Annotated in this window: 1 pseudogene; it reads left to right on the top strand. The window is 62.8% G+C overall.

Features of this window, described 5'->3' with window-relative positions:
- Positions 1-115: 115 nt before the first annotated feature.
- Positions 116-549 (top strand): annotated as a pseudogene (locus tag NKH28_RS34395) (IS110 family transposase); the annotation flags it as partial.

Genomic DNA, 549 nt, shown 5'->3' with positions numbered 1-549 from the left:
TTCAACAGATGGGGTGATTGGGGTCTCGGCCGAGCCTAACTGATGGCGGCTGCTCCTGTCGGGATGTGAGAACGTGGTCGATGTGAATCGCCACAAACATCGGGAAAGAGCAGCCATGAAGTATTTTGCCGGACTTGACGTGTCTTTGGAAGATACCGCGATTTGCGTGGTCGACGCGGCTGGGCGGATCGTGAAGGAAGCGCGCGGCGAGCGAGCCGGAGGCGTTGTGCAACGCCCTGCGGAAAGTCGATCTGCCGCTCGAGCGGATCGGGCTGGAAGCGTGTTCGCTGACGGCCTGGCTTCACGACGGGCTGTGCGCCGGCGGCCTGCCGGCTATCTGCATCGAGACGCGGCGGGCCAATGCGGCGATGAAGACGATGCCGAACAAGACGGATCGGAATGACGCCCGGGCGCTGGCGCAGATCATTCGCACCGGCTGGTATCGGCAGGTGCATGTGAAGAACCGGCGGTGCCGGCTTTGGAGATCTCTCCTCGTCGCCCGCCGCACGGTGCTGAATGAAATGCGCACCATCGAGAACGTGATCCGGG

It is taken from the genome of Mesorhizobium sp. M1227 (assembly GCF_040318315.1).
Classification (GTDB): domain Bacteria; phylum Pseudomonadota; class Alphaproteobacteria; order Rhizobiales; family Rhizobiaceae; genus Mesorhizobium.
Note: the sequence above shows the minus strand (reverse complement) of the source record. Positions and strands in the feature narration are given on the sequence as shown.